The organism is Chitinophaga eiseniae, assembly GCF_012641265.1.
In the GTDB taxonomy this organism is placed as follows: domain Bacteria; phylum Bacteroidota; class Bacteroidia; order Chitinophagales; family Chitinophagaceae; genus Chitinophaga; species Chitinophaga eiseniae_A.
Map to the genome: position 1 here is coordinate 341123 of NZ_JABAHZ010000001.1, position 23757 is coordinate 364879.

Annotated in this window: 15 protein-coding genes and 1 tRNA gene; 9 read left to right on the top strand and 7 right to left on the bottom strand. The window is 49.2% G+C overall.

The genetic code is table 11. The annotated features are described in order from the left end of the window. Window positions 1-48 precede the first annotated feature (48 nt). The 5 genes from HGH91_RS01290 to HGH91_RS01310 all read left to right on the top strand — a co-directional run bounded on the left by HGH91_RS01290 (window position 49) and on the right by HGH91_RS01310 (window position 8880). Window positions 49-651, top strand: coding sequence for an RNA polymerase sigma factor (locus HGH91_RS01290; protein WP_168736651.1), 603 nt, complete (start codon window positions 49-51; stop codon window positions 649-651). A gap of 73 nt (window positions 652-724) precedes the next feature. Then, on the top strand, window positions 725-1897 hold the full coding sequence (locus HGH91_RS01295) for a FecR family protein (RefSeq protein ID WP_168736652.1): 1173 nt from the start codon (window positions 725-727) through the stop codon (window positions 1895-1897). A 241-nt stretch (window positions 1898-2138) separates the two neighbouring features. Continuing rightward, window positions 2139-5408, top strand: a complete 3270-nt coding sequence (locus HGH91_RS01300; protein WP_168736653.1) for a TonB-dependent receptor — start codon at window positions 2139-2141, stop codon at window positions 5406-5408. Between the two features lie 24 nt (window positions 5409-5432). Continuing rightward, the gene (locus HGH91_RS01305) at window positions 5433-6881 is read left to right on the top strand and encodes a RagB/SusD family nutrient uptake outer membrane protein (RefSeq protein WP_168736654.1); all 1449 of its coding nucleotides are present in this window, start codon (window positions 5433-5435) and stop codon (window positions 6879-6881) included. A 13-nt stretch (window positions 6882-6894) separates the two neighbouring features. Next, the gene (locus HGH91_RS01310) at window positions 6895-8880 is read left to right on the top strand and encodes an FAD-dependent oxidoreductase (RefSeq protein WP_168736655.1); all 1986 of its coding nucleotides are present in this window, start codon (window positions 6895-6897) and stop codon (window positions 8878-8880) included. Between the two features lie 74 nt (window positions 8881-8954). Here the strand turns inward: HGH91_RS01310 and HGH91_RS01315 are convergent, their stop codons facing one another. From HGH91_RS01315 to HGH91_RS01325, 3 genes are read right to left on the bottom strand one after another with little or no spacing between them, the layout of a single operon-like run. Beyond that, window positions 8955-9707, bottom strand: coding sequence for a LytR/AlgR family response regulator transcription factor (locus tag HGH91_RS01315; protein WP_168736656.1), 753 nt, complete (start codon window positions 9705-9707; stop codon window positions 8955-8957). Further along, entirely contained in the window at window positions 9700-11394 is a 1695-nt protein-coding gene (locus HGH91_RS01320) for a sensor histidine kinase (protein WP_168736657.1), read from the bottom strand. Before HGH91_RS01320 ends, HGH91_RS01315 begins: the two co-directional genes overlap by 8 nt. A 31-nt stretch (window positions 11395-11425) precedes the next feature. After that, entirely contained in the window at window positions 11426-12523 is a 1098-nt protein-coding gene (locus HGH91_RS01325) for a TlpA disulfide reductase family protein (RefSeq protein WP_168736658.1), read from the bottom strand. A gap of 255 nt (window positions 12524-12778) precedes the next feature. On the opposite strand from HGH91_RS01325, the gene HGH91_RS01330 reads away from it, so the two are divergent. Next, entirely contained in the window at window positions 12779-13279 is a 501-nt protein-coding gene (locus HGH91_RS01330; protein WP_168736659.1) for a YdeI/OmpD-associated family protein, read from the top strand. A 39-nt stretch (window positions 13280-13318) separates the two neighbouring features. On the opposite strand, the gene HGH91_RS01335 is transcribed toward HGH91_RS01330, so the two are convergent. The 4 genes from HGH91_RS01335 to HGH91_RS01350 all read right to left on the bottom strand — a co-directional run bounded on the left by HGH91_RS01335 (window position 13319) and on the right by HGH91_RS01350 (window position 21634). Next, a complete protein-coding gene (locus tag HGH91_RS01335; protein WP_168736660.1) occupies window positions 13319-15373 on the bottom strand; it encodes a heavy metal translocating P-type ATPase in 2055 nt (684 codons plus the stop codon). A 42-nt stretch (window positions 15374-15415) separates the two neighbouring features. Next, window positions 15416-16720, bottom strand: a complete 1305-nt coding sequence (locus HGH91_RS01340) for an efflux RND transporter periplasmic adaptor subunit (protein WP_168736661.1) — start codon at window positions 16718-16720, stop codon at window positions 15416-15418. 21 nt (window positions 16721-16741) lie between these two features. Next, entirely contained in the window at window positions 16742-21067 is a 4326-nt protein-coding gene (locus HGH91_RS01345; protein WP_168736662.1) for a CusA/CzcA family heavy metal efflux RND transporter, read from the bottom strand. Window positions 21068-21268: 201 nt separating this feature from the next. Beyond that, window positions 21269-21634, bottom strand: coding sequence for a DUF6660 family protein (locus HGH91_RS01350; RefSeq protein ID WP_168736663.1), 366 nt, complete (start codon window positions 21632-21634; stop codon window positions 21269-21271). Window positions 21635-21744: 110 nt separating this feature from the next. Here HGH91_RS01350 and HGH91_RS01355 point away from each other — a divergent pair. From HGH91_RS01355 to HGH91_RS01365, 3 genes are all read left to right on the top strand, one after another. Then, window positions 21745-21820, top strand: a tRNA-Gly gene (locus HGH91_RS01355). 159 nt (window positions 21821-21979) lie between these two features. Then, on the top strand, window positions 21980-23254 hold the full coding sequence (locus HGH91_RS01360) for a hypothetical protein (RefSeq protein ID WP_168736664.1): 1275 nt from the start codon (window positions 21980-21982) through the stop codon (window positions 23252-23254). A gap of 128 nt (window positions 23255-23382) precedes the next feature. Continuing rightward, window positions 23383-23745 (top strand): VOC family protein, encoded by a 363-nt coding sequence (locus tag HGH91_RS01365; protein WP_168736665.1) that lies wholly within the window; start codon window positions 23383-23385, stop codon window positions 23743-23745. Window positions 23746-23757 lie beyond the last annotated feature (12 nt).

Sequence of the window (23757 nt, forward strand, 5' to 3'; positions counted from 1 at the left end):
TTATTTTTGAAACACCGGGAATAACAGCGATAACCGGCATTACCAACGATGCAAGCAATTCCACCAAGTGAAAATGAACTACTGAAGCGGTTGGCTGAGGGCGACGCCACGGCGTATCGTGAACTGTTCGTACGTCATTGGGATGCCGTGTATTCCTCCGCGTTACTGCTTTCCCGTTCTCCCGATATAGCAGAAGATATTGCCCAGGAGGTGTTTGTAACACTCTGGGAAAAACGTGCACAACTGGTGCAGGTAGAGAAGCTGGAATCTTATTTTTTTGTGATGGCCCGCAACCAGCTTTATAGCCGCTTGCGTAAATTATCCTCCCAGGATGCTTACCGGCGGTACCTGCTCGACTATCACCAGGAAGTGGCCCATTCGGGGGCAGAAGCCAGGGCGGAGTTCAAAGAGCTGGAGGGCGCCATCCATAGCGCTATCCGCCGTTTGCCACCCCAGCAACAGAAAGCTTTCCGGATGAGCCGCTTTGAAGGTAAAGGGCATGAAGAAATTGCGCAGGCCATGGGCGTATCCCGCATTACTATCAAGAGTTATATTGTACAGGCGTTAGCCTCTCTCCGTAAATTCCTCGCACATTATCCCGGTGTGCCGCTGCTGTTATACTGGGCGCTGCAACCTGTGGTTGGCGGGTAAAAAAAATTTTTCCAACGGGCACCTCCTTCTTTTCCATCCGGGCGTCTTTACTATATAACGTCGTATACCGGCTATGGAATCAACACCTTTATCAACCCTGATCACACGGTACCTCAACGAGGAACTGAGTGGGGAAGAAACCCTCCAACTCTGGGAATCCCTGCGGGAAGGCCATGAACAAGAAGCATGGCAGGAGGCCCTGCTGGCCCTGTTGCAGGATAAAACCCGGCATGGTTATGCCGACCCGGAGCGGATGGAACAAATATATGCAGCCATCCGGCCGGCTGAAACACCCATCGTACCCGTGACACGGCGCCGCTGGATATACCCGGCTGCCGCCGCTGCTATCTTACTGTTGATAGTTGGCATGACAGCAGCGTTCCGCCACATCCGAAGTCCACAACAGCCAATAGCCGTTTACACGCCGTCGCCGTCGCATGGCGTACTGCCCGGCAGTAACAAGGCTATGCTTACGCTGGCAGATGGCAGCAACATTACGCTCGACAGTACTGGCAATGGCGCGCTTGCCCAGCAGGGCAATGTACAGATTGTACAGGTAGATAGCGGACAACTGGCTTATAAAGCCAATGGCAGCAATACCTCCGGGAGCCAGCAATACAATACCCTTTCCATTCCACGTGGAGGGCAGTTCCGCATCATTTTACCGGATGGTACCAGGGTTTGGATCAACGCCGCATCCAGCCTGAGTTATCCAACGGCCTTCACCGGGTCTGACCGTACCGTACAACTCACCGGTGAAGCTTATTTTGAAGTGGCGGCCATGCCGGGAAAACCTTTCCATGTAAAGGTGAACAACATGGATATACAGGTGCTCGGCACCCACTTTAACGTGATGGCCTATACGGAAGAAGCAGCCATCAAAACCACGCTGCTGGAAGGTGCCGTGAAAGTGAATGCCGGCGGTAAGCAAACCATGCTACGCCCTGGTCAGCAACTGCGGATGGACCAGCAAGGGCAGCTGGCTCTTATTGACCATGTAGATATAGATGAAATCATTGCCTGGAAGAACGGGTACTTCCAGTTTTATCATGAAAAACTACCGGGTGTATTACGGCAAATCTCCCGCTGGTATGATGTAGACATTGCCTACGACGGCGGTATTCCTGACCGCGAATTCGGTGGTAAAATTTCCCGGAACAGCAGCATAGAAGACGTACTGAAAATACTCGCGTTAAGTAAAGTTCATTTTAGGATAGAAAACAAGAAGATCATTGTAATACCATGAAAACAAACGTTATGAAAAATGAGTAATTAACATCGCGGGGCTCAAAAAGAAACCGGAAGTGTTGGAGCACTCCCGGCAGGCGTTTGGGTAACCCATGAAAATCGTTCCACGACTCTCTCTCCCTGGTTTTTATACCGGGACAGGGCTTTTATTACCCAAACAATTCAAAAGTATGCAATTTAATTCTATTTGCAGGCGACCGGTCCATCAACCAAACGGTATCGCCAAAATGTTTCTGGCCATGAAATTGTCCGCCGTCATCTTACTATGCGCCTGTTTACAGGTAAGCGCCAGGGGCTATTCCCAGAATGTATCCCTGTCTGAAAGGAATGCGCCACTTGAAAAAATTTTCCGTGCCATTGAAAAGCAAACCGGGTACGTCTTTTTCTTTGATCATCGCCTGCTCGACAACGCCAGCCTGGTGACAGTTGACGTGAAATCGGCGCCCCTGGAAAAAGTACTGGAGCTGTGTCTCCGCCAACAATCGCTTGCCTGGAGTATCGTAGGACAAAACATCGTCATAGAACCGGCGGAGGCCACGCGCAGCAACCAACCTACCGCGCCGCCCCAGGAGCAGCAGGAGGTAAGCGGGCGTGTGGTGGGTACCACCGGAGAACCTTTGCCCGGCGCCACCGTGGTGGTGAAAGGCAGCAAGGTAGGCACGCAAACTAACGCTGACGGCTACTTTAAATTAACTGCCCCCCGTACAGCCGTTCTCGTTATATCCTATATCGGCTATAAGCCCCAGGAAGTGCCGGCCGCTGCAAAACAGCCGCTGCAAATTCGCCTGGAATCCGACGTTAACAACGCTACGGAGGTAGTGGTGATCGGCTACGGCACCGCCAAAAAGAGTGACCTCACCGGATCTGTATCACAAATAAAATCTGCCGACATTACCGCACAACCTAATACCAATGTGATGCAGGCGCTCAGCGGTCGTGCACCAGGCGTTCGTGTGATCCAGAACAATGGCGCTCCCGGCAGCGCTATCAGTGTGCGCATCCGGGGAATCAATTCTATCATGGGTGGAAACGATCCGCTGTACGTCATCGACGGATTCCCTTATAATGGCAATCCCACTTTCTTACAGCCTTCCGATATTGCATCGATGGAGATCCTCAAAGATGCTTCTTCCACAGCGATCTATGGCTCCCGTGGCGCCAACGGCATCGTGATCATTACCACCAAAACCGGGCGGAGAAAAGAACCTACCAATGTGGAAGTAACAGCCGGTTATACCATTCAGTCTGTTTCCCGGAAAATGAAACTGATGAATGCACAACAATATGCCACCCTGTATAACGAACAGGCGGCAAACGATGGCCTGGCGCCTTATTTTACGAAAGGACAAATCGACACGTTCGGTCTGAATCCCGGCACCAACTGGCAGGACCTCATCATGCACCATGCGCCTATCTATAATACCAGCGCTACCGTTAGTGGCGGTTCAGACAAAACCCGGTTTTCTCTCTCCGCCGGTATGTTCCTGCAGGATGGTATTGTACGCAACAGCGACTATAAACGGTATTCCGTTCGCGGGAGCATAGATCACGACATCAGTAAGATTTTCAACGTGTCCTACAATGCTACGTTAACGCGCATGAATACACGTAGCCAGAATTCGAGTCTCGGTAACCGTGGCAGCGACCTCATTTCTGCTATGCTTATGGCGCCGCCCACCCTCACGCCTTACCTGCCCAATGGCAGCTACCGCCGGCTCAATACGGCGTATCCTTTTATCTCCAATGCGATCATCAACCCCATGATACCGCTCAACGAGATTTCCGACCGCCTCAAAGGAGACCGCGTATTTTCCAATGCAGCGCTGACCATCAAACCCTGGGCAGATCTGTCGCTCCGCATCTCGGGTGGAATCGACAACCTCAACGACAGGTCTGATTACTATGCAAACATTGAACCTTCTACCAACTCTGTAGGATCGGCAACGGTTAAGACGACGCAATCGACCAGCCTGCTCAATGAAAATGTGTTGACCTACAACAAGAAGTTCGGGATACATAGCATCAATGCCATAGCCGGTTTCACTTACCAGGATTTTGTGCGTACCACCATGAATGGCTCCGGCATCGGTTTCCTCAGCGATGTTACGCAAACCGGCTCGCTCGGCAGTGCTGGCACACCGGGAATTCCGACCAGCAGCTATGAAAAATGGGTATTGCTCTCTTACCTGGCCAGGTTGAACTACACGGTGATGGACAAATACCTCTTTACCGTGAGCGTGCGCCGGGATGGGTCTTCCCGTTATTCATCGGGTAATAAATGGAGCAATTTCCCTTCCGCAGCTATCGCCTGGAGAGCCGGTGATGAGCCCTTCCTGAAAAATTCAAATGTTATATCTGACCTGAAAGTGAGAGCCAGCTACGGTGCCACCGGCAGCGCAGCGATCAGCCCCTATCAAACCATGAACCAGCTGACGCCGGGCAACACTATTTTTGGAGATGCATTATACACCGCTTTTGCCCCCGGTACGGTGATGCCCGGGAATCTGAAATGGGAAACTACCTACCAGGCAGATTTCGGTGCAGACGTAGCGCTGTTTCATGACCTGGTGCACTTTACGGCCGATTTCTATCATAAAAGAACAAAGAACCTGTTGAATACCGTGCAGTTGCCCGCTTCTATGGGTTACCGCATGACGTTCCAGAATGTAGGCGAAATGGAAAACAAGGGCATGGAATTTTCTGCCGATGTAAACATCCTGCAGAAGGCCGTTACCTGGAATGTAAACGCCAATATCTCCTTTAACCGTAACAAGATTGTGAAATTGTACAACGGACAGGATATCTTCGGCAATACATTCTATACCGGTTCGCTGAATGATTATGTCAACCTGCTGCGGGAAGGCCAGCCATTTGGTATCTTCTACGGCTACGAAGAAACAGGTTACACTGACAAGGGGAACCTTCAATACGCCGATCTTAATAAAGACGGGAAAATCAGCGCCGCCGATAAAACCTACATTGGCAATCCGAACCCCGACTTTACCTACGGGTTCAATTCAGTGACCAGCTACAAGGGATTTGAACTGTCTGTGTTTATCCAGGGCTCCAAGGGCAATGATATTTTTAACCTGAACAAGGCTGCCACACTGGATCTGGGAATGGGACTGAACCTGCCGGAAGATGTGGCTTACGACCACTGGACACCGGAAAATACACACACTAAATATCCAAAGATCACCCGTACGCTGGCCGGAAATGTATCTACGCGCTTTGTGGAAGACGGCTCTTACCTGCGGTTTAAAAACATACAACTGGCTTATAACATTCCGCTGGAGAAAATGCATGTGAAATGGTTTAAGAAAGCGCAGGTGTATGTGAGTGGACAAAACCTGATCACGATCACACGCTATTCGTGGTATGATCCGGAAATCAACGCCTATGGATCGCTCACAGCGCCCGGCGCTCTCAGTTCTGTCAACCAGGGTATTGACTATGCTACCTATCCCACCAATAAGTCGGTAACGTTTGGTATCAGGTGTGGTTTTTGATTTTCCAACCTTTCAATTCTTGTTATGAAATATAATATCCTCGCTATATTGTCAGTGCTGTTGTTTGCTTCCTGTGCCAAGTTGCTGGAAGAAAAACCACAATCGATCGCTGCAGAACAATTTTACAATAATGCGGCCGAAGTACAGGCCGGTTTGAATGCCATTTATACGCCTATACGTGTAGGAGGCTCGCTGGGAGCGCTTTACCAGGTGCAGCAGGAAATCTATACAGAGTACATGTATGGCCGTGGCAGCCATGCGCCGTTGAATGATTACGTGGGACTGGATAATAATAACATCACCCGTACCAACGATATGTGGGCGGCATTTTATGAAGCGATCCGTAATGCCAATATCGTGATCCAACGGACGCCTGCCGGCAAAAATCTCCCGGATGCAGACAAAAGCAAGTTTCTTGCTGAGGCGAGGTTTATGCGGGCCTTACTGTATTTTTACCTGGTGCGCAACTGGGCAGGCGTGCCTATTCGTACGGAAACCAATATGGATTCCCTGAATGTGCCAAGAAGCTCCAAAGCAGCCGTGTACCAGCTGATCACGGACGATCTGCTGTTTGCAGAAGCTAATCTGCCGGATGCTGGCCGCCTGGTAGGCGCCCCTTCCAAATGGGCGGCAGCAACCGTACTCACCGACGTATATATGAATCTTGGCGACTACCAGAAAGCGCGCGACAAAGCGCTGGCGGTAATCGGGTCCAATAAATTTTCCCTGGTAAATGTAACCGTATCGGCCGATTTTGATAAACTGTTTGGTCCGGATATTATTACTACGCCGGAAGAAATCTTCTACATGAAATTTTCCCGGCAACCCAACGGGCAAGGGTTTCAGTATCCGATGTATGCCCATTATCCCGGAGCGGGATACTATCCTCCCGGAGGGTATTATACCTTATACAGCGATGCGGTGAACAATACTTTTGTACGCGACTGGGACAAAAAAGACCTGAGATATGACTTTAACTGGTACGTACAAACGTTTGGCCTGGGGCCGAGTACTATCCTGAATAAAAAATTCAGCGACAAAACTACCACCACAGCGGCGGGCAACGATTACCCGATGTACCGTTATGCGGATCTGCTGTTGTTTTATGCCGAATGCGACAGCCGTGTCAATAGTGGTCCCACTACCGATGCATTGGAAAAGCTGAACATGGTACACCGGCGGGGATATGGTAAGAACCCACTGGTGGCAGATGCTACGGTTGATTTTAAACTGGCGGACTATGGGAGCCTGCAGGCATTTATAGACCAGGTAGTAAAGGAGCGTGCCTATGAAGATTGCGGCGAAGGCAAACACTGGCTGGACCTGAAGCGGTTGGGTATTGTGAAAGAAGTGATTAAGGCGGTGAAAGGAATTACGGTAGCCGATAAGCACCTGCTGTGGCCTATTCCCACTACTGAATACAACTATAATAAAGCGATTGACCCGGTCAAAGACCAAAACCCTGGCTATTAAAAAAATGACGATCATGATAAAATCAATCAGATTATGGATACTGGCTATTTGTTGCCTGTTAACCATGCCGGCTGCATTACAGGCCGGTACGCCCAAAGAAGTGGACATCTGCGTGTATGGTGGTACCTCCGCCGGTATCATGGCGGCGTATACCGCCAAAAAATTGCATAAATCCGTATTGCTGATAGAGCCTGGTAAACACCTGGGCGGGCTTACTACCGGCGGCCTGGGCTATACCGACATCGGTAATAAATATGCGATCACCGGCCTTGCCCGCGATTTTTACCGGCGTATCGGCCAGCACTATGGCAAGTTTGAACAATGGATATTTGAGCCGGGTGTGGCGTCGCAAACATTTGATGGCTATCTGAAAAGCGCTAACGTGGAAGTGTGGAGGGAACATCCACTCACAGCCGTGCATAAGGAAAATGGCTACATCCGTGAAATTACGGTGCAGGGAACATCTCCCATCGTAGTAAAAGCGCGCGTGTTTATCGATTGTTCCTATGAGGGCGACCTGATGGCAAAAGCCGGCGTTTCGTATACCGTAGGCCGTGAGGACAATAGCGTTTACCAGGAAACCTATAATGGTGTGCAGCTGAGGGATAAGCACCAGTTCCCCGATGGAATAGATCCCTATAAGACGCCGGGTAAGCCGGAAAGCGGCTTGTTATGGGGAATCAGCCCTGTATCCTTGCTGGCAAAAGGTACGGGCGATAAAAGTGTACAGGCGTATAATTTCCGTATCTGTCTCACCAACCAGGCCAACAACATGATCCCCATTACGCAACCGGAAGGATATGATGCTTCCCGGTATGAGCTCTTACTGCGTGTGCTGGAAAAGGCGCCAGCCAAAGGCCTGGGGAGTTTTCTGAAGTTTGATGAGATGCCTAATGGTAAAACAGATATCAACAACAATGGTGCGTTTTCTACCGATATGATAGGGATGAATTACAACTATCCCGAGGCAGATGCGGCCACCCGTCAGCAGATTATCCGTGAACATGAGCAATACAACAAGGGGCTGTTGTATTTCATTGGTCACGATCCGCGGATGCCGGAGCACTTACGCCGTGAGATGTTAAAATGGGGATATCCTAAAGATGAATATACAAACAACGGGCATTGGTCGCCCCAGCTATATGTGCGGGAAGTGCGCCGCATGGTAGGCGCTTACGTGATGACGCAGGCCAATTGTGAAGGTCGTGCTACCGTGAACGACGGTGTAGGCATGGCAGCATATACGATGGATTCGCATAATTGTCAGCGCCTGGTAGTCAATGGTATGGTAAAGAACGAGGGCGATGTGCAGGTGGGAGGTTTCGGCCCGTATCCTGTTTCTTATCGTGCATTGATCCCCAAAGCAGGCGAATGTGCCAACTTGCTGGTACCGGTTTGTTTGTCGGCTTCCCACATTGCCTATGGTTCCATCCGGATGGAGCCGGTATTTATGGCATTGGCGCAATCAGCGGCTACCGCTGCAGTGGTGGCTATCGACAGCCGCGTGCCTGTACAGGACGTGCCAGTAAAAAAGGTACAGCAATTGCTGGCCGCCAATCCGCTGGCAGATAACAGCACGCCGGAAATCCTGGTAGACAATGACGATGTCGCACATGTGAAGCTGCAGGGCGATTGGAAGAAAGAGACAAGGGGAGGGTATGGTCCTTCCCTGTACGTAGATGACAGTAAAGGTAGTACGCAGAAGTGGGTCCGTTTTACGCCAGGCATTCAGCGTGCGGGCGAATATCATATTTACAGCTATGTACCGAAACAGGCCAGTATGGCGACTGTTACCCAGGTACAAGTGTTTGACGGGAAAAAACTGACGCCGGTGAAAGTGGCGGCAGATGCCATTAAGGTGGAAGGCCAGACCTCCGGCGAATGGGTATCTTTGGGTACTTTCCGGTTACCGGCAGGAGAAAAAGCCTATGTGGAAGTCAGTAACGTGGGGGCCGATGGAGTCGTGGTAGCCGATGCATTGTTGTTTATTGCCAGGTAGGCGGCCGGTTATATTTTTTAGAGAGAGGAAGCCCGTCACGTGTTCCGCGTGACGGGCTTTTACAGTAAATGCTGTTAATTTCTCAGCAAGGCCTCCTTTACCATATCTTTCTTTTGCCGGGAAACCGGCACTGTCGTATTATCGGTCATCTGCAGCATATATCCATCGTTGCGCAGCAGGCTCCGGACATACTTGCGGTTTACCAGGTGTGATTGATGGCAGCGAATGAAACCATAATTCAGCAATAATTCTTCATAGTCGGAGATGGGAATGGTAGAGAGTATCTTCTCTCCATTGGATAAATAGAAAAAGGTATAGGAGTTTTCGCTCTGACAGCGAAGAATGTCCTGCACCGCTACGAGCCTCATTTCTTTCAGGGAAGAAATAGCAATCCGGTGTTCCTGTTTATTTTGCGCGTGTTGCAGGTAGTGTAATAGGTTACGCAGATGGAGATTTTCCTGCTTTTGCGTAATCCTTTCCACTGCTTTATTGACGGCATTCACCAGCTCCTGGATATCCAGGGGCTTCATGAGATAATCGATTGCGGAAAAGCGGATTGCTTTGATGCCATATTCGCTGAAGGCTGTCACAAATATTACTTCAAAGTCGTAGCTGCCCAGCTCCTGGAGTAAGGTAAAAGCGTTTGTGCCGGACAATTGCACATCCAGGAATAAAAGCTTCGGTTGCAGCGTTGCAATGAGCTGCCTGGCTTCAGTAGCATCAGCGGCCATTCCCACTACCTGTACCTGGCTGCAATATTTGCTTAATAGCTGCCGGAGGTTGTGCTGGTTGTGTTCTTCATCTTCTATAATAAGTGCTTTAATCATCCAGCCAGTTTTTGAATGTAAAGTAAACCAAAGTTCCTGTATGGCTGCTTTCCACCCGCCAATAAATGCGCTTCGCTTTTTCGAAGCGGTTGAAGATGGCTACGCGTTCTGCTATTAACTGAAGACCTTTCCCGGGAGGTTGCTGTTTTACGTCAAATCCTTTTCCATCGTCCTGGATCTTTATCAGCAGGTCGTTTCCCAGTTTTTGCAGATGGATGCCCAGGGTCAGGGGCCGGCCCTTGTACCCATGTTTCAATGCATTTTCTATAACAGGTTGAAACAGCATCGGCAATATATCAATATCTGACAGGGTAATTCCTGGTCCAACCTCTACCAGGTAAAGGAAGGGTCGCCGGAGTTGCTCCAGGCTAACATAGCGCTGCATGTGCTGTAAGTCCTGCTCCAATGTTACAAAGTCCCGCTCTCCGTTGTTGAGTGTATTTCGCAGCAGGCTGCCAAAACCAGAAAGATATTGATTGGCTTTCTCCACATGACCTTCATTCAACAATCCCTGGATGGAGCCCAAAGCATTGAATAAAAAATGAGGATTCAGCTGTGTATATAATGCCGTAACGCGGGCGCGTTGTGCCTCCAGCTGCCGTTTCTTCCACCGCTGCCGGAAGAACAGCCACAGGAGCGTGATTAGTGCCAGTATAATCACCGCTGCCAGTATGATCACCCATGGCTGCTGGTACCAGGTGGGAGGAACGTAAAACCTCTTTACAAACACCTGGGTCGGTTTGTCTGCATATCTTACCTCCAGCTGATATCTCTTCCCGGATGCTAATCCCGCAACGAAGATCACAGGCCCGGATTTGTGCCATTTTTCATTGGTGGAACCATTTACCACCAACCGGTACTCAAAAGCGGAATCATTCGGAATATCTTTCCTGGAACGGAATACGTATGCTGTTTTTGTATACCTGGTGAGCTGTGAACCCTTTGTATTCTTCCTGTCTGAGCGACCAGGCATGTCGGCATAAAAATTTTCAAAATCCGCCGTTAACCACTTGTCCGGATATCCTCTGGTGTAAAAATCGCGAATAAAATTTTCCAACGTTAGATCAGGGTCATGATTATCCGTTGATACCATCAGGCAGGGAGGTGTACTCAGTGGGTCTTTTTTCAGAAAGTAGATAGCCAGGAATGGGGCTTCCTGATGTTGACGGAATCTTATTTGGATGCTGTCGCCTTCAGATAAGCTATCAGCCACCAGGAACAAGCCTTTGCGCACAAAAATTTTAGTCGGCTTTTCCAGCGTCGCTCTGAAAGTATCTGTGTAAACGCCTGTATGTGTCACGGGGGTCCAATCAGTAATTAGCTTTCCGTTCTTAGTTACCTGGAAATACATATTGGCGGTATTAAAAACGAAAGTATCGCTGGAACATGTGTCACGGAGTGATCCCCCGGTAATATATCCGCCATTATCCAATAACTCCTTCATTCGGAATATTGCTACTTCCAGCTGCTTTCCATATACCACATAATGCAGGTCCCTGAATGGCAGATGTATGTCGAATGGCTGGTAGTTCACTTCCGTATTGAAAACAAAATTGTTGGCAATATAAATAACAGTAGAATCATTGTAAATGATGTTGTTCGTCTGCAAGCCTTGCTGTGCACAAGTAATGCCGGTTGTCAGTAACAACGGTAATAACACCCGTAGTGTTTTCAAAAGCAATTGCATTGTTGGAAATTAAATTTCTTTCCGGAGAAAATTATAATGTATATTTATCGAGATTGATGTTCAGTGCAATTATGCGCCCATCCGGCCCAATTAGCACATTCTGCGGAATAAACTGGATATTGTAGTTTATCCCTGTTTCACCTTTCCATCCCACCAGGTCAGACACATGTTTCCAGTTCAGCCCATGTTGTAAGATCGCTTTTTTCCAGTTTTCAATGTCATCGTCAAGCGAAACACCAATAATAGTAAGATTTTTGGACTGGTTGGTATCACGGAACTTTTTTACGAGGGGTATCTGTTGCAGACAGGGACCACACCAGGAAGCCCAGAAGTCCAGCAACACATAACGGCCACGGCAGTCCTTCAGTGCTATTATTTTTCCTGACGTATCCCTTGCCGTCAGTTCTGGCGCTATAGCTCCCGGATGTATCGCTTCCCTGCTGTTAATGCGCTTGTATAATGCTTTACCTTCAGCACTGGTTTGCAGCTTTGGTGAGAGCCCGGTATACATCGCCTGCAGATTTTCCAGGGTAAGGTCATTGAATAGGGAGTAGGAAAGTTTTACCAGGGATATATATGCGCGCGGATGAAGTGTTACCCAGTTCTTTTCAATCTCAACTACCTGGCGTTGCAGTCTTTTGAGCGTATCACTGATGGCAGCAAATGTGCTGTCCGGGTGAAGAGCGGTAAGGCTGTCTCTGTAGCGATACCAGGCAAAAAGTGTGCGCTCGGCACTGCCTGTCAGAATTCGCAATTCCTGCCAATCTGCGTTACTCTGCGAGTTGGTTAGTACCGCATTCCCTTTATCGTGCCAACGCTTCCCCTTAAGCGTCAGCTTCATATGATGTCCCTCGAGATAAACCTGGGTCATTGCACGTGGTTCACCAGACGTAAATACGGAAAATAGAAGGCCTGGCGTATTCAGTTGGCCTTTAAAAGTAAAATGACCATCAACAACCCGTGTTGAATCGGATATTTTCGGGTTCAATCCCGACCAGTCCACGCCATAGATATGAATATAGGAACCGTTGAAAATGGTGTCTGTCTCACCTTGCAGCGTAAATGCCCCCTGGGCAAAGGTATAGCAACGAATAAAGCAGGTGAGGAACAATAACAGGATCAGTCGCATAGAATATGTTTTATATCACAAAAATGAAATGGGTGACTGATAGTTGGGTTTTACTTCTTGTATTGGGTGGGTTTCATCCTGAATTTAACAGATAACTGACTAAAGCATAAAAGGACGCCTCCATTATTTTGAGACGTCCCCTTTTACATTTCCGGGGAAACGGAATCACCCTGGTATCAGAAATTGGTTGTAATCATCCAGGACCTGCGGCCGTTTTTTTTATTCATCTCATTTATGATAACTTTATCATCAGTCATGGATACACCACTCATCGATAAAGTATTACCACTCGAACGTTTCGACGGCAAAGGCGGTTGGACATTTATACGCCTGCCGGACCTGCCCAAAGGCCAGGGCTATTTCGGCATGCGTAAAGTCCGCGGGTTCATTGATCAATATGAATTGCCGGTCAGCAACCTGATGCCCCTCAAAAAGGGCGTGATGATGTTGCCTGTAAAAGCTGCCATCCGCAAGCAGATCAGGAAAGAAGCGGGCGAACAGGTGCGATTGATATTATTTCCTGTAGGCCAACAAACAAAAGAAGTTATACCGGCCGATTTTCTCGAGTGCCTGCAGGACGAACCTGAAGCCTTGCGCAATTTCCGGGCTTCCTCACCGGAGGAACAGGAAAAATGCCTGCAATGGATGATGGAGGTAACCGTGCCGGAAGCGAGGATACAACGCATGGCCGATACTATTAATCACCTGGCAGCGGGGAGAAGTTACCTGGGCACTAAAAGTAAACAAGGCCGGTAAGGTTTACTTACAAGCCTTATTTGTTATAGCGATAAACATCTATTTTTGTCCCCATTTATAGGCCAGCAAACGTAAAGCATTAAATACCACCACGAGCGTAGACCCTTCATGCGCTATCACGGCGGGGCCGATAGAAGCAATACCCAAAATTGTGAGCGGTATCAAAATAGCTACTACGCCCAGGCTAATCACGAGGTTCTGGCGAATGATCTTCCGTGCTTTCCGGCTCAATCCTATGGCAAATGGCAGCAGCGACAGCTTATCACCCATCAGGGCAATATCGGCTGTTTCCAATGCTACATCGCTTCCGGCGGCGCCCATAGCTATGCCTACCGTGCTTTTGGCCATTGCAGGTGCATCGTTTACACCATCGCCTACCATGGCAATCTTGCTTTCATCTTTGGTGAGCTGTTGGATAACGGCTACTTTCTGCTCGGGAAGGAGACCGGCATATACATCTGTTACGCCCACTTCCGCGGCTACCGCTTTGGCTACTTCTTCATTATCGCCGGTGAGCATGGCCATGCGGCGGATACCAGCCGCCTTCAGCTCAGCTAATGCCTGTTTGGCTTCTGCCCGCGGCGTATCCATCACGGCAATGATACCAATGTACTCCTGGTTTCTGCGTACGAGCATGGTGGTATTTCCTTCTTTCTCTGAAGTGGTTACCTGTGCAGCAATGTCATCATCAGGCTGCGCATGGTCGAGCGATTTGAAAAGGGCCATGTTACCCATATAGATATCATCGGCTCCCAGGGCAGCTTTGATGCCTTTGCCCAGCACGGCTTCCATATCATGCGCAGCGGGAATGGATTCATTTTTTAATCGCTCCCGGCCACCTTTTGAAATAGCTTTGGCCAGCGGGTGGTCGCTCAGCGACTCTACCGCTACTACGATCTTCAACAGCTCGTTCTCTGTCATGCCTGCGAGCGGGATGATTTTGGTGAGCTTTGGCCTGCCTTCTGTCAGCGTACCGGTTTTGTCGAATGCTAATACTTCCAGTGCCCCCAGATCTTCCAGCGGTCCGCCGCCTTTGATCAGTACACCGGCTCTGGCGGCCCGCGCCACGCCGCTCAATACGGCACTGGGAGTGGAAATAGCCAGTGCGCAAGGGCTGGCGGCTACGAGTACCGACATCGCGCGGTAGAAACTTTTGCTGAATGGTTCGTCTATTACCAGGAAGGCAAAGCATAATAGCGTAACGATGAGGATGACCGCCGGCACAAAGTATTTTTCAAACCGGTCAGTAAAGAGTTGGGTAGGCGATTTCTGCGACTGTGTTTCATTCACCAGCTTAATCAACCTGGATAAGGTGGAGTCGTTCGCGGCCTTCGTTACCTTTACTTCCAGCAACTCATTTCCGTTGATAGTGCCGGCAAATACCTTGTAGGCGGCATCGAGCGATGCAGCTTTGTCCACCGCTATTTCGGGGTCATCTACTGCTTTCTTGTCTACCGGCATACTTTCGCCGGTAATAGGCGCCTGGTTCACGCTACTATTACCTTTCACCACAATGCCATCCGCCGAAATTTTAGTATTGGGTTTTATTACGATCACATCTCCGGGAATGAGATCCGTGATGGGTACTTCCCGGGTGCTGCCGTTCTCTTTCCGGAAGGCGGTACGAGGCGCCAGTTCCGACAAGGCCGCGATAGATTTCTTAGCGCGCTCCATGGCAAAATGTTCCAGCGCATGACCAAGACTGAACAGGAATAATAACAAGGCGCCTTCTGCCCAGCTACCAAGAATACCGGCGCCGGCAGCAGCTACCAGCATGAGAAAATCGATCTCAAATTTTCCCTTCGCAATTGTTTGCACCGCCTCTCTGGCGGTGTAAAATCCGCCAAAGAAATAGGCCGCTATATAAAGTACCAGGGAAACAGTGGATGGCACCAGTTCCAGGTAAGACAAGCCAAACCCAATACCCAGCAATGCGCCACAGAGTAAACTGAAGATGAGCTCTGCGTGTTTGCCCAACAGCCCTCCATGAGCATGTGTGGTTTCTGTCTCCGTATGATCATCATGATCATTATGATTGGTGGTTTCCGGCAACCGCACCGGCGCTGTTTTGGAAGCAGACGTTGTAGTACTCATAGAAAGTTTATTTATAGTTAGAACGTCCGGATGGCCATGAACTTAGTGTTCATGGCTTTCCCCGGCATTTGTCATTTTTGCTAATACAAAAAAGGCACCTTTTACCACAATTTTTGAAGCGGCAGGTATTTCCTTCAGTAAAGTAATCTCCGTATACCCGACATCGGTAGTACCTTTCACTACCGGCACTTTTTCAAAGGTAACGCCCGTACCCTGACTCGCAGCTGGGGACTCTTTTTCTTTATGATCATGTGGCTCCCCGGCGCTGTGGTCGTGGCCGGCTTCACTCTCCTGGTGATGCTCTGCTTCGGCATGCTCATCGGTCGCCATGAAAACATAATCCCTGCCCTGATAGTTCACGATGGCTTCCGTTGGAATAGCCTTTACCGTTGCTTTCTGCAGACTGATGATGGCCGTGATATTCATACCATCTATCAGACCAGTTTTGTCGCCTTTTACTTTTGCATGAACGGTTACTGCTTTGGATTCGCCTTCGAAGGTGGATCCCAGCGAAAAGATCTCTGCATCATACTCCTTCCCGGGATTATTGGTAAGGGTAAAATGGATGGTCTGTCCTTCTTTCAATTTAGAAAGGTCTTTTTCATACACAAATAAATCCAGGTGCAGCTGGCTGTTGTCTACGATATCTGCGATAGGGGAGGTCAGGTCCACATAACTACCTATCTGCACGGCTACATTACTGACTACACCATTGATAGGACTGCGAACAGATATGTCTGCGATGAGCCTGCCGTTGGATAGTTGATCCGGGTTAATACCCATCATCCTGATTTGCTGGCCGAGGGTAGACCTTTGTGTTTGCAGCGTTTTATATTCCGTTTCTGCGGCCTGGAGGTTTTTCAGGGCGCCGGCGTTGCCTGCGGTCAGTTCCCGCTGCCGCGTCACTTCCTGTTCAGCGAGCTTTAGCCGGGTCATTACGGCCAGGTACTCACTTTGGGATTGTACAAAAGAAGGGTTGCTGATGGTAGCAATCACTTGTCCCTTTTTTACGGTGTTACCCGGTTGGATCAGCAGTGTACGGATTACGCCGCTGTAAAGCGAATTGATGGTTGCTTTATTCTGATTGGGAACACGTAATGTACCATTGGTTTTGAGAGAGAAGCTAAGCTGCTTTGTTTCTATTGCGCCGGTACTGATGCCAATACTTTTGATTTGCTCCGGAGAAAACGTAACCGTATTGGGATTTTCATGTTCCTCTTTATGGCCGCCTTCACCATTGGCTGTGGCTTCCTCTCCGGCAGTGCCTTTGCCGGGGCCGGATCCGGAGCATGCGGTTAGCCAGAGGGCGCCTGCACATAAGGTAGTGATGATAATTTTCCTGCTCATTTTATACAAGGCTTAAATAATTTATAGATTGTTGAAATAGTTATGTTGAATAACGGCCTGGTTATATGCATTCAGCACGTCCAGGTAGTTTTGCCGGATGGTGATGGCTTGTGTCAGGAATTGCGACAGCTCCGCGAAACTGATCTCGCCGGAGCGATAGGCCAGTGTAGCCGCTTTGATGATCTCCTGTGCCTGTTTGAGGCCGGAGCTTTCATAAAACTGAAGCATGCGGTTATTCTTTTCCACCTCTTTCGTCATTTGCGATTGCTGCGTGCTAAATACCTGTTTATTATATTCCAGTTGTTGCTGTTGCACATCTGCTTCCGCCCGGGCGGCTTTTACCTTATTGCGATATGCGCCGAGACCAAACAAAGGAACGGACGCGGTTACGGAAAAACCGCTGTAAGGGTCTGTGGCGCCATATAGCCGCTGGCTAAAGAACCTGCCGGAAAATTCAGGCCGGTTCTCATTTTTGATCACCGACACGTTTGCCGAAGCAATGTTCACGTTCTGTTGTTGCAGGGCCAGTGCGGGATGCAGGCTATCGGTAGCAGGACCGGTAAAAGTAAACCCGAGTTTTTCCAGCGGTGCACCCAATGGCAGGATAGCATCTCTCGTATTCAATAACTGTTTTAATGACTGCTGCTGGATGGTGATGTCATCTTTCAGCTGTTCCAGTTGTGCCCGCAGTTCCCTTTGCCTGGCCTGGGCGGAGATGCTGTCGAGCCCCGGATTTTCGCCTGCCTTTACCCGCAACACTGCAGCTGCCGTTAAAGACTGGTAGATGCTATCGAGCTGCCGATAGAGACTGGCTTTATCATCGAGGTACCAGAGCTGGTAGTAAACCTGCCGGATATCTTTCTTAATGGATACATTTAGCATGGTACTATTCACCTGGTAATACCTGGCCTGTTCTGTATAAAGTTTCTTCTGCGCCTTGTAGAGCCCGGGCCAAGCCACGGCTTGGGAAAGACCCACTTTTAAGATGCCGGTGTGATCGCTGGGACGGAGGTCTTCGTTTTCTGCAAATACACCGGTCTTCGGTAACATGCCGGCTGAATGGATCTGTATATTGGTTCTTTTTTCCTGCGCCTTGTTGATGTTGTATTGGAGATTCTGTTGCGCCATGGATAATACATCGTTAACGCCCATACGTTTTTCCGGAACTTCCTGTGCCACTACGGCCCGGGGGAATAAGAGGCACCCAAGTAATGCTACTGCGGCGGCTGCGGGCGGGAATTTCCGCTTAAAATCAGTATTGAAGAGGATATACAACAACGGCAGCACTACCAGCGTCAGGAAGGTGGCGGTGATCAGTCCCCCGATTACCACGGTGGCCAGTGGCCGTTGCACTTCTGCACCGGCGCCTCTCGACAAGGCCATGGGCAGGAAGCCGAAAGACGCTACGGTGGCTGTCATCAGCACAGGGCGTAGCCTGATCTTCGTACCTTCGATGACACGTTTTATGAGATCGCCGATGCCATCTTTTTCCAGCTGATTGAAGGTGCTGATCAGCACAATCCCGTTTAATACGGCTACGCCAAACAAGGCGATGAAGCCTACGCCCGCGGATATACTGAAAGGCATGCCTCTCAGCAGCAAGGCGAAAACGCCGCCAATGGCGCTCATAGGGATAGCGGTAAAGATAAGCACCGACTCTTTAATGGAGCGGAAGGTAAAGTACAACAGCAGGAATATCAACGCCAACGCTACCGGTACGGCGATCATTAATCGTGCAGACGCCTGCTGCAGGTTCTCAAAAGTACCGCCATAGGTGTAGTAATAGCCGGATGGCAGCAACCTGGCAGCGGTGAGTTTTTGCTGTATGTCCTTTACCACACTCTGTACATCCCTGTTTTTAACGTTAAAACCAACTACAATGCGGCGACGGCCATCTTCACGACTTATCTGTGCAGGTCCTTCCCGGAAGGAGATATCAGCCAGCTGGGAAAGCGGGATCTGGTTACCATCGGATAAGGCCACAAACAGGTCGCGCACATCATCGATAGAGGAGCGGCTGGCGCTGTCGAGCCTGACCACCATATCAAATTTGCGTTCGTTTTCAAACACAACGCCGGCGGCCTCGCCAGCGAATGCCGTCCTTACCGTGCGGTTGATGTCTTCTATGTTCATACCGTAAGCAGCTATCTTGGCACGATCGTATTGTACGGTGATTTGAGGCAGCCCGGTAGTTCTTTCGATCTGTGGTTCTGTAGCCCCTTTTACCGACTGTACCACCGCTGCCACCCTGGGGGCCAGCGATGCCAGTGTATCTATATTTTCACCAAAAATCTTAATGGCTACATCCTGTCGTACGCCGGTCATCAGCTCGTTGAAACGCATCTGTATCGGCTGGTTGGCTTCAAAGAAAACACCGGGTATCACTTCCAGTTTTTCCATGATAGCATCTGCCAGTTCGTTGTAAGTCCTGGCGGTAGTCCATTCCGATTTCGGTTTCAGCAGTACCATCAGGTCGGTAGCCTCTGGTGGCATAGGGTCTGTGGGCACTTCCGCGCTACCGGTTTTGCCTACCACCATCTTTACTTCCGGGAAGGTGCGTATAATACGGCTCGCCTGCATAGAGGTTTCAATGCTCTGCGACAAAGACGTTCCCTGCGGGAGAATGCAGTGAAAAGCGAAATCGCCTTCTTCCAGCTGCGGGATAAACTCGCCGCCCATGCGGCCAAACAACAATACGGCTATACCAAAGATGGCGACGGTAACACCCACCACGGCCACTTTAAAGCGGATGGCCCAGTTCAGTACCGGCGCATATAGCCGGTGAAAGAAATCCATGATCTTGTCGGATAAATTCTTTTTATGCGATACTTTTTTGGGTAGTACCAGCGCGCTCACCATGGGAATATAGGTAAGCGAGAGCAAAAGGGCGCCCAGTATGGCGAAGGCCACAGTCTGCGCCATGGGCTTGAACATTTTGCCTTCGATGCCAACCAGCGTCAGGATAGGGATATACACGATCATGATGATGATCTCCCCGAAAGCGGCACTGTTGCGTATCTTAGAGGCGGAAACATATACCTCCTCATCCATTTCAGCCTGGGTAAGTTTTTGCGTGGAGCTGCGTAGCGACAAATGATGTAAGGTGGCTTCCACGATAATCACTGCACCGTCTACAATCAATCCAAAGTCGATGGCGCCCAAACTCATCAGGTTGGCGCTTACCCCGAAGGCATTCATCATGCCCAGTGCAAAAAGCAGGGACAGCGGAATGGCAGAAGCAACGATCAGCCCTGCACGAAAATTACCGAGGAACAATACCAGCACGAAAATAACGATCAGAGCGCCTTCAACGAGATTGGTTTTTACCGTATTGATAGCCCTGTTTACCAGGTCTGTGCGGTCGAGGTAAGCTTCAATGACCACATCTTCCGGAAGAGATTTCTGGATGGTGTTGAGCTTTTCTTTTACCCGTGTTACTACAGCAGCGCTGTTGGCGCCTTTCAGCATCATCACGATACCGCCTACCACTTCTTTTTCTCCGTTGTAGGTTACTGAGCCATAACGGATAGCGCTGCCCAGCTGTACGTCTGCCACATCCCGCACCAGTACAGGAATACCATTCACTGATTTGACGGCAATGTTGCGGATATCCTCCATATTGCCTACCAGGCCAATGCCGCGGATAAAGTAAGCATTTGGTTTTTTATCGATGTAGGCGCCGCCGGTATTTTCATTATTTTTGGAAAGTGCATTGAAAATTTCGGTCATGGTAATATTCATGCCTTTGAGTTTGGCCGGGTTAACAGCTACCTCATATTGTTTCAGCAATCCACCGAAGCTGTTTACCTCTGCAATACCTTTGGTGCCATACAGTTGACGGGCTACAATCCAGTCCTGCATGGTGCGGAGGTCCATCGCCGTGTACTTGTTCTCCGACCCTTTCTTAGGATGGAGAATATATTGATACACCTCGCCGAGGCCGGTACTCACCGGCGCCAGCTCGGGTGTGCCGATGCCTTTGGGGATTTTTTGCTCTGCCTCTTTGAGCTTTTCACCGATCAGCTGGCGGGCAAAATAAATGTCTACTTCATCTTCAAACACCACGGTAATCACAGAAAGGCCAAACCTGGAGATAGAGCGCATTTCAACGAGATCTGGCAGGTTGGCCAGGCTCTGTTCAATGGGATAGGTGACGAGTTGCTCCGTTTCCTGGGCTGCCAGGGTAGGCGTTTGGGTAATGATCTGTACCTGGTTGTTCGTGATATCCGGAACCGCGTCTACGGGCAGACGCAGGGCGCTCCAGACGCCCCACACGATCAGCGCTAACGTGAACAGGCCGATGATCAATTTGTTCTTTATACTAAAATGAATGATTTTGTTAAGCATAGCTAATGATATATTGTACCCCATAGCGCAACAAATGCGGGCAATGGCAGGAGTGCGCTAATCATCCTTTCCTGGTAACGAAAGTGCGCTCCTTATGCCAACAAGCATAAGATTCCCTTTTCGCGGTAGCAGAAAATGATACGGAAGTTTACGATAAGGCTGTTGGCTGCATCAGCAACCATGAGAAAAATAAGGCATTGGTCAGGCCCGGGGAGGCTGCCAAACAGTTTGGGGAAGGTCGGAAATAACACCAACAGGTGTTTCGCTATAAATAAAAGTAGTATGCGTAGCAGGAACTGTTGTGAAATAGGTCATGGAAAGAATGACCGGCGCTGCGCAGCAACTGCATGCACAGAAGGGCGAGCAGAAATCTTTATGAGCATGCTGATGGGTGTCGGCATTATTCACCTGGTAACTGCTGCTTTTTGCTACAGACAATGGCAGTTCATCGCTGCACGTTACAGTGCTCAGCGCCAGAAGGACCATGCTTAATATGATAGCAAAATATCTCACGTAAACAAAAATAGGGCATTTTACATAGTGATAAACAATTATTATCATAACCATGTTGCAAATTTTAGCTTGCCTCTGTTGTTTATTTACGGTTTTACCTTAATCTTTATCTTGAAGAGAAATCAGCCATTTGAATGATTAAATTTTTTATCTTTAGTCATCCTGCGGAAGTAGCTCACCTGGTAGAGCGACAGCTTCCCAAGCTGTAGGTAGCGGGTTCGAGTCCCGTCTTCCGCTCCAGATTTTCAAGCGCTTCGCTAATGCGGGGCGCTTTTTTTGCATTTGGCGCTGTTCAGGGCCAATGATCACAACGTAATTTTATTTCTCCGTAGTACTACTGAGTTGGACTACACTGCCGTAGGGTAATTTTGTGCCAGGACAAATAACCCCCGACATTATATGCAACAAATAAAGCATTTTTGGAAAGCCACTTTGCTGGCTGTACTCCTGGCCGCCTGCCAGAAAAATAATGACGTAGTACCCGAGCCAACTCCTGATCCGGTTACAGATACCAGTGGTGGCCTAAAAGTGCCGGCAGGTGTGGTAGATGGTACCCCAGTCACTAAAACTATTGGCCCTGCAGGAGGTACTATTGCCACGGCAGATGCCCATATATCCATAGATATCCCTGCTGGCGCGGTCAACAGCGCCACGGTGTTTACGATACAGCCCATTACCAATACCAATATTGCAGGGCTGGGAAAGGCCTTTCGTATTACGCCACATCAAGCGCTCAGTAAACCGGCCACTGTTACTTTTCATTACCGGGAGAATGAGTTGTTGAGAACCTTTCCGGAAGCATTAGGCGTTGCTTACCAGGACGATTATGGAAAATGGAAGGCGGTAGGCGGCGTAACGCTGAATAAGGAAATGAAATCTGTCAGCGTGAAAACTACGCATTTCAGCGACTGGAGCTTCTTTGAAGCCGTATTTATAGAGCCCGGAGAAGCGGTGGTAGATCCAGGCAGCACCACGAAATTGTCGGTGAAAAGTTATTTCAATGCTAATATGGAAGACTTACTAGCGCCGCTAACGAAAGAAGGAGTAGAGACTTATATCAACAGCCCTAAAAACGATCTGCCGTTGAAATACATCGACAAATGGGAGTTGTCAGGGGCCGGCAAGTTAACACAGGATGGCAGCCATGCCACCTATGAAGCGCCAGCTAACATACCCGCCACCAATCCCGCTACGGTGAGTATACGGCTCAAATTAAAAGACGGTGCGCTAGGACTGATATGGGCCCGGATATATGTGATGCCGGAAGGTATTGCGGTGAAAATTGATGGAGGCGACTGGCAACTGATGGGAGCTGCTACGGGCAGCAGCAGCAATGGAGTAAACCGTGTGGGTGGCTTACCCTGGGAAGGTTCTTATCCTGAATGTAGCGTTACCTGGCTGGGCACACCGGAGGGCAGTCGTGGTTGGTCCGTAGAAACCTATTACCAGATGCAGTTGCCAGGCAGCCAGGTTTTCCTGAGTTATTATGTAGTAGGACAAACATCGCTCCCCAGTCCCGGGTATTTGACTGTTTACAGTGTTGGTCCGGTAGGAGGGTATATCACTGGTAAGTTCCGTATGGATCGTGCCAGTTCACAGAAACCTGAAGGTGATCATATTGTATATAGAGAACACCAGATTGATGGCGTATTTAAGGTAAAGCGTCTGATTTAAGGGATACTCAGCAAATAGCCGGCTGCCTGTTAGGGCAGCCATCAAACTGTCAATTCTCTTTACATTGTCGTTTTTTTACAAACGTGAAAAACACCCGATGCTATATCTTTACATAAAACACCCGCACCATGGCAGATACGCAACCTAAGCGCAAATTGAAACACGAACAGGTACAGTATATTGAGTTCCTGTCGAAAGACCTATCTAAAGCGAAAAAATTTTATAGCAAAAGTTTTGGCTGGAAATTTACGGACTACGGTCCGGAGTATACTGCATTTGAAGGCGATTATGTGGATGGTGGTTTTACCATCGGCAAACCGGTACGGGGAACGGTTTTAATCATTCTTTATTCAGACAACCTGGAAGCTACGCAGGAGAAGGTGATAGCAGCAGGAGGCACTATCGTGAAAGATATTTTCAGTTTTCCCGGTGGCCGTCGGTTTCATTTCACGGATCCGGACGGCTATGAACTGGCTGTTTGGTCGTTATAATCATTGTAAAAA